The sequence below is a fragment of the Vallitalea sediminicola genome (genome assembly GCF_054408565.1).
Window position 1 is genome coordinate 1 of sequence record NZ_BTPT01000108.1, and the last position, 8,045, is coordinate 8,045.

Here is an 8,045-nt window from a genome sequence, read left to right on the forward strand (position 1 = left end):
ATAGAGTTTCCGAGAGTGCTCTAAAATTATATGGAGGTAATAAAAATGAAATTTCAAAAGAAAATTTCTAGACATTATGCCTACTTATTATTAATCCTATTACTAGTTTTTTCTCAATTCAATTCACTACCAATACTAGCATACAATACTAATAATCAACCCAATGTGATTCCTGCCTTACGAGAATGGATTGGTGGGACAGGTCTCTTTACTCTTACTCCACAATCCCATATATGCATTGACCCAAATTATGAAACAGAATTATTGACTAGAATGACCTCATTTAAAGATGATCTAAAACTCATTAATGACAATTTGGATTTATCTATATTAGTTTCTAATACACCTACTGATTCAGACATATATATTACTCTCAACTGCCAGGATACAGATATAGGTAATGAAGGCTATCTAATGAACATTGATAATACTGTAACCTTAAAAGCAAATACAGCTGATGGTGCATTCTATGGAACAAGATCAATACTTCAAATATTAGTAGCAGATAATGCAAAGAGTTCTATACCAAAAGGAAACATCAAAGATTTTCCTATGTATGAAGAACGTGCTTTTATGATTGATGTATCAAGAAAATATTTTAATATAGATTTTCTTCGTGATTATGTAAAGCTGATGTCATGGTTTAAGATGAATGACTTTCATATTCACTGGACAGATGATTGGTATGATGGTTATTGGGCATTTAGAATAGAAAGTACAACTTATCCTAATCTGACAGCTACTGATGGCAGTTATTCAAAACAGGAAGTTACTGCACTTCAGGATTTAGGTGATATTTATGGTATAAATATAACTCCTGAATTTGATTCACCATCCCATGTAAGACCATTCACTAAGATTCGTCCCGACTTAATTAATTCTGCCAAAGGTGACCGTTATCTAGATCTTAATAACCCTGATACATATACTTTTATGCAATCCATATATGATGAATATATACCTCTATTTCGAGCACCAGATTTCCATATCGGTTGTGATGAATATGATGGTGGCGGTGAAAAATATCGCCAATATTATAATACAATGGCTAATTATGTACAAAATCTAGGGAAAAATGTACGTGTATGGACTGGATGGCAACATGAAAGTGGAACAACTGTACCCGACTCTGATATCATTATTGATGTTTGGGAAGGTGGTTTTGATGTAAATAATTATGTGAACAGAGGTAATAAAGTAATAAATTCTTCTGGAGATTATCTATATATTGTTCCAGATACTAGCTGGTTACCTGATTTACCAGTTCTCTATGAGGAATGGGAACCTCATATATTTAATAGAGCTAAAACTAATAAATTGACACCTAACCACGGACAACTTCTAGGGGCTAAACTTAATATCTGGTTAGATGGTAAAAGAGATATTGTTACACAACAAGATTGTGATAAACTAATTCAACCTCCATTAAAGATCTTATCAGAAAAGCTATGGGGAGGTAAAAATTCTAATACTTATGCGGAGTTTGTAAATAGAACTCTTGAAATTGGTAATGCGCCAGGTATCAACCTTACTCCTACTGAGCAGTTACCTCCTATTGACCCTAATAATCTAGCATATAATAAACCTGTTACAGCTTCTTCTATAGAAGCAGGTACATCATTTATCGCCGACAAAGCAGTCGATCGTTTTGTAACTACTCGTTGGTCCAGTGATTATAATGATGAAGAATTTATTTACGTAGATTTAATAGATACTTATAATATTGATAAAGTAAAATTATTATGGGAATCAGCTTATGGCAAAAAATATAAAATACAAGTTTCAACCGATGCTGTAAATTGGATAGATGTCTATAGTGAAGTTGATTCTGACGGTAATGAAGATGTTATTGATTTCTCAGGAGTAGATGCACGTTATGTAAAGATGCAAGGTGTTGAAAGAAAAACGGATTGGGGATATTCTTTATATGATTTGTGTGTTTATGAAACTATAGATCAACCCACGAATCTAGCTGTTAACAAGCCATTTTTTGTTTCAGGTGTAGAACCAACTACTTCATTTAATGGACCTCTAGCTGTTGATGGAAACAAACTAACAAGATGGGCTAGTGATTATGATAATAACTCATGGTGCTATGTTGACTTAGGTGAAATAACAGATATTAGCAATGTACTCATACATTGGGAAAATGCATACGGTAAAAAATATAAAATACAAATATCAGATGATACAACTAACTGGATAAATATATATACTGAGAGTGATGGTGATGGTGGTCTAGATACTATTCCTATCAATCAACAAGGAAGATATATTAAGATGCAAGGCATAGAACGAGCAACTAATTGGGGTTATTCAATATGGGAATTTGAAGTCTACAATTAAATTTCTTTATATCTTAGGGGCTTATAAAAACAATAAGCCCCTAGTAACAAAAGTATCTTTTTTAGTTTTTATTTAGATGTTTACGCTCCATGTTGAACTCATATCTTGTAAATCATATAACTTTTTATATAATCCGTTATTTTTCAATAATTCCTTATGTTTGCCCATTTCTTCAACCTTACCATTACTTAGAACAACAATCTTATCCGCATTTTCTATAGTACGTAATTTATGAGCTATAACAATAACAGTCTTACCTTTTATCAGTTTAGAAATTCCTTGTTGAACTAAATTTTCATTTTCTGAATCTAATGAAGAAGTAGCTTCGTCTAAAATAACTATTGGAGCATCTTTAAGTAAAGCTCTTGCAATAGAGATTCTTTGCCTTTCACCACCAGATAGTTTACTTCCATTTTCTCCAAGCAATGTATTATACTTATCAGGTAAATCTTTTATGAAATCCTCACAGCCAGCTAATTTTGCAGCTTCATAGATTTCTTGTTCTGAGGCATTTTTGTTACCAATTTTAATATTATTATAAATAGTATCATTAAATAGAATGACATCTTGAAAAACGATACTAATATATTTCATAAGATGTTCAGGTTTAATTTTGCTAATATCATTATTGCCTATAAGGATATTTCCTTGATTTATATCCCAAAACCTGGCGATAAGTTTTATAAGTGTACTCTTTCCACTGCCCGATGGTCCAACTATTGCAGTTATCTGATTTGTACAAAAAGGAATTGTTACATTATCGATTATGATTTTATCCGCATAAGCAAAACTTACATTTTGAACATGTATATTAAAATCAGAAAACTGCTTTGTTTCATCTCCTGTGATTGTTGGAATTAACATTAATTTACGCATCCTTTCTGTTGCGAATCTATAGTACATCAATTCTGCAAAAGAAACAATTTGAACTAATATTGGACCATATATTCTGATGGACAACATACAGAAAAGAAGAACAGGTATACATTTAACATGTCCATTTGCATATAACATGGCTCCAACAAAAATTGTTATTCCCGTACCCCATTGTAGAATGATTTGGGCACCAGTAAAAAACAAACCTGTTATTATTTCACCCTTTAGCTGCATATTTTTCATAGAAGCAAGAAGTTTATTAATATGTTGGAAATTATTTTTAGAAACCCTGCATGATTTTATAACTTTAATTCCCTCAATATATTCTTGAATTGCTTCCTCTTGTTCTAATTTTAAATTTGTTAATTTCCTGACCCATTTCTTATGAATCTTTCTACTTGCCCATATTATAAACATGGCAGTTGGTATGGTGATTATAACACATAGAGCTAAACGCCAATCAATGATTAAAAGGCAGATACTAATAATAGTAGTAGATATCCCTGTTGCAATAATTTGAGGCAATGTATGACTAAGTACCATTTCAATTGAAGCACAATCCCCCATAATATTTGTTGTAATTTCTGCTAAATCTCTAGTATTAAAAAAGCTCATAGGAAGATGTCTTAAGTGCTCAGATATTTTTATCCTGTAACTCTCAGATTCTGAATAAGAAGCAACGAAACATTTTCGATGTTCATATATACTCGCCAAAAACATTAAAACAAATACAATTATACCCACAATAAAGAGCATCCATATCCTATTGAAACGAATTTCTTGCCCAGATAGAGGCTTTAAGATCTCAACAAATACCTCAATTGAAACTATAACTGGAATCATAAACAATATATTAGATATAACACTGGCAAATACAGCTTTTCTTAACTTTGTTTTACTAATATCTGATATGTAAAGCAACTTTTTTATTTCATTCAATAGTTTCACCTCCAATTCGCCATAGCTGTGATTGGCTATATGTTTCCCACATATTATAATATTTTCTTTTGTTTCCAATTAGTTCCGTATGTGTACCCTCTTCTACTACTTCACCCTTATCCATTACTATTATCTGATCAGAATTTTTAATTGTATTCAGACGATGTGCAATCATTATGACTGTCTTATTAGCTAAGAGCTTCTCAAAAGATTTTTGAATCAAGTATTCATTTTCTGCATCATTAAATGCTGTTGCCTCATCTAATATAATGATAGGGCAATCTTGTAATATAGCTCTTGCTATAGCTATTCTTTGCTTTTCTCCTCCAGAAAGGTATACGTTTTTGCTGCCTATGATTGTATTGTATCCTTGTGGCAAGTTCATTATAAAATCATGACAATATGCACTTTTTGCCGCATGGATAATATCTTCATCCGAGGAATTTTCACACCCCATACTAATATTATCTTTAATACTTCGTTTAAATAAATAAGCATCTTGAAAAACAAAACCAACTAAACCCATCAATTGATCCAAGTCAATGTTACGAATATCGACTCCTCCTATCATAATCTGTCCATCTTGTACGTCATAGAATCTTGGTATCAGATGCGCAATGGTAGTTTTTCCACTTCCTGATGCACCTACAATGGCCGTTACCTTATTACTTTTAGCAGTAAAATTCACATTATCAAGTGCTAAAGATTTCTCAGTTTTGTCATAAGAAAAAGTAACTTTTCTAAATTCTACATCATAAGATTTTATCAAAATATTATTTGAAACAGATATAGGCTGAATTACTGATTCTTGAAATACTTTATCCATATTTTGGATACCATATTGAATTTGAAATGTTTTTGAAACTAGATGCACAACTCTTAACATTGTTATTGTAATGGCTGGTGCAACAACAATATAAAAAATTGTTTTAGTCACAAATAAATTATATCCATTTGAACTTTGTCCAATATATATAATTATAGGCAACATAAACAGATACATATTATGAACTAACACTGTATATGCGGCCATTGGTTTTTCAAGTTTCAAGGTATATTTAACGGAAGATTGAGTATATTTTTTTATTACATCATAAAATTTTTCAAATGTTGCTAATGTAGTATTAAATAATTTTAATACTGAAATTCCTCTCACATATTCAACAGCTAGATTATTCATCTCAGCATTGACTTTGAATACCTCTTGCATATGGGCTTTAGCAGAATCTGTTCTGAATGCTAATCCTAATATATAAACTGCAATTACAATAACAGCTAAGCAAACGGCGCCATAACGCCAATCAACCCAAATTAAAATACCGACTGTTATTATACAAGATGCAATTGTGTATACTAAATCAGGTAATTGATGAGCCAAAAAATCTTCTGTATTTCCTATATCTACATCAATAATTCTTCTAATATTACCACTACCCATTTTTATTGTGAATCCAAGTGGTAATTTCGTAAAATGCTGCAATATATCTTTTTTTAATTTATAGATTGTTTCAAATGCAGCCTTATGTAACAGACATAACGCTGTATAATAACTAAGAATATTAATACCACCACCAATAATAAGCAACCATGCAAATTTGAAAATAAGTTCTGTATCCATAACTGCCTTATTCTTAGTATATATTTCTAATATTTCAGTAGCAATGTAATAAATTGATATGTACGGTAAAAATGATGCTACTGCTGAGAGAATAAGAAAAAGAATTGCTACTACTACTATTCCTTTTTTTATTGATGCTATTTGCATTAACCTTTTTAATCCATTTTTATTTTTCATAGTATTAATCATATCTGCCATCCTTTACATTTTGTAATACTAATACGCAGCTTCCCTCCTAACAATAAATATAGGTAGTTAGACAAGTCTAACTACCTATATATTAATTGATTTATATTATCATTTTCTACTCCATTACTGTTTTTAATGCTCCATTCCGTTTTTTTGTTTTCTGAATGTACTTGGTAACACTCCCAAAATAGACTTAAAAGCATTTGAAAACTTGCTAGGATTGTTATATCCAACGGATATAGCTATCTCTAGAATGCTTAATTCTGTTTCATGTAGTTTATGGGCAGCAAAGTTCATTCTGAGTTTTTTTAAATAATGGTAAGGAGATTCCCCATAAATATTTTTAAATATTTTATTAAATGTAGAATATCCTATTCCATTTTCACTAACAATGCTTACAATGGATATTGATCTATTATAGTTTTTTGTTATTATATTATGTAAAGCTTTTACCTTCTTAACGTGCTCTCCTGAAAAATATTGACTATTATCATTCGTTAGATTATGATGAAATTCGTTTTTAGAAATACTAGATAACATCTCTAAAACCCTTAACAAAATTATTTCTTTATTACAATCTATATGGGCATTATAAATATCGTTAAAAAAATTTATGAATTTACTACAATCAATAAGTTTGTGCCATCTATTATTTAAGTTCATAATATTAATCAATTCAAAAATATCAATACTAAATTTGTTGAGAAAAGAACTCTCCTCACCAGTTATTTGATCTAATTTAATTATAAGTGCACAACCACTATACTCACCTGTAGGGAAATTCGACTCTAATATCCATTCTTCACTATCCTTTATAGCCATCAAAGTAATTTCATTCTCTCCTCTATACGAATAAGTATGATCAGGAAATTCACATTCAAATCGTCCAACTTTAGTAAAATCAATGCGAAAGAGATTCATCCCACTATGCTTCCCACCCATACCGTCTTCTGAATGTATATTATAAAATTCAAATGAAATAGCTGAAGATAAAATATATTTTTCAAAATCACAGATATTATTATCATAACAAATAGAGAATATTTGTTTTTCTTGCATGCTTTTCACATCCTTGAATATTCTTGTCATTTGTACCTTATCAATTAATATACTTTTAAAAAGAATTTTTGTCAATGAATAGAATCTCTAAGAAAAATTATTTGATAGATCATATTTACTTTATTATTTTACAATAATCATTTATAATATTCTTATGATAACATTATAGGAGTGTTTAACCAATGAAAATTGTTTTATTATGTTTTGCAGGATTTATAGCGGCATTTGTTGATTCTATTGCTGGAGGCGGCGGATTGATAAGTGTACCTGCTTATTATATGGCAGGATTACCTTCACATATGGTTCTTGGAACTAATAAGTTCTCAGCTTCATGTGCTTCATTAACAAGTTCAATAAAATATCTTAAAAGTGGACATGGTAGTAAAAAGCTTCTGAAATACGCTATACCCTTTACATTAATTGGAGCATGTATAGGTGTTACTGTAGCTCTTCAAATCAATGAACAGACACTAAGTAGTATCATACTAGTAATGGTACTAGTTATAGGAGGTTATTCACTATTTTCAAAATCACTAGGAATGAAAGAAAATCTAAAAAAAGCAACTAAACTAAGAATTTTATTACTTATATTATTAGCTCTATGTCTTGGTTTTTATGATGGATTTTTTGGACCAGGTACAGGTTCTTTTTTAATGTTTGGATTAATACAGCTCTTTGGTTTTGAGTTTACAAGAGCTTCAGCTAATGCTAGAGTAATGAATTTTGTAAGTAATATTACTTCATTATTTTTATTCGCAATAAATATGAAAATTAATTTTAGCTATGGTATACCAGTAGCAATATTCAGTATCCTAGGTGCAAGATTAGGCACTTCTTTTGCTCTTAAGAAAGGTGCCAAAATCATAAAACCTATTTTTGTAACCATGTCTTTACTTCTATCACTAAAGTTATTGATTGTAGACGTATTACATTTAATATAATATTTTTCTAGTTTATAAGTTTAAAATCTATACTTATGGGCAGAAATACAGATGAACTACATAACTCTATGCTGATT

Annotated in this window: 5 protein-coding genes; 2 read left to right on the top strand and 3 right to left on the bottom strand. The window is 30.3% G+C overall.

Annotation, left to right across the window (positions count from 1 at the left end):
- Positions 1 to 45 precede the first annotated feature (45 nt).
- Complete coding sequence (locus tag ACX6CF_RS25685) at positions 46 to 2,346, top strand: discoidin domain-containing protein (RefSeq protein ID WP_458788239.1); 2,301 nt, start codon at positions 46 to 48, stop codon at positions 2,344 to 2,346.
- A gap of 72 nt (positions 2,347 to 2,418) precedes the next feature.
- Here ACX6CF_RS25685 and ACX6CF_RS25690 read toward each other — a convergent pair whose 3' ends face one another.
- The 3 genes from ACX6CF_RS25690 to ACX6CF_RS25700 form a co-directional block, all read right to left on the bottom strand.
- Positions 2,419 to 4,161, bottom strand: coding sequence for an ABC transporter ATP-binding protein (locus ACX6CF_RS25690; protein WP_458788240.1), 1,743 nt, complete (start codon positions 4,159 to 4,161; stop codon positions 2,419 to 2,421).
- The gene (locus ACX6CF_RS25695) at positions 4,154 to 5,968 is read right to left on the bottom strand and encodes an ABC transporter ATP-binding protein (protein WP_458788241.1); all 1,815 of its coding nucleotides are present in this window, start codon (positions 5,966 to 5,968) and stop codon (positions 4,154 to 4,156) included. Before ACX6CF_RS25695 ends, ACX6CF_RS25690 begins: the two co-directional genes overlap by 8 nt.
- Positions 5,969 to 6,100: 132 nt before the next feature.
- Complete coding sequence (locus ACX6CF_RS25700) at positions 6,101 to 7,027, bottom strand: helix-turn-helix domain-containing protein (protein WP_458788242.1); 927 nt, start codon at positions 7,025 to 7,027, stop codon at positions 6,101 to 6,103.
- Positions 7,028 to 7,209: 182 nt separating this feature from the next.
- On the opposite strand from ACX6CF_RS25700, the gene ACX6CF_RS25705 reads away from it, so the two are divergent.
- Complete coding sequence (locus ACX6CF_RS25705; protein WP_458788243.1) at positions 7,210 to 7,968, top strand: TSUP family transporter; 759 nt, start codon at positions 7,210 to 7,212, stop codon at positions 7,966 to 7,968.
- The last annotated feature ends 77 nt before the right edge of the window (positions 7,969 to 8,045 follow it).

Coding starts and splice junctions, on each gene's coding strand:
- ACX6CF_RS25685 (WP_458788239.1), top strand. CDS start 46: ATGAAATTTCAAAAGAAAATTTCTAGACATTATGCCTACTTATTATTA.
- ACX6CF_RS25695 (WP_458788241.1), bottom strand. CDS start 5,968: ATGATTAATACTATGAAAAATAAAAATGGATTAAAAAGGTTAATGCAA.
- ACX6CF_RS25700 (WP_458788242.1), bottom strand. CDS start 7,027: ATGCAAGAAAAACAAATATTCTCTATTTGTTATGATAATAATATCTGT.
- ACX6CF_RS25705 (WP_458788243.1), top strand. CDS start 7,210: ATGAAAATTGTTTTATTATGTTTTGCAGGATTTATAGCGGCATTTGTT.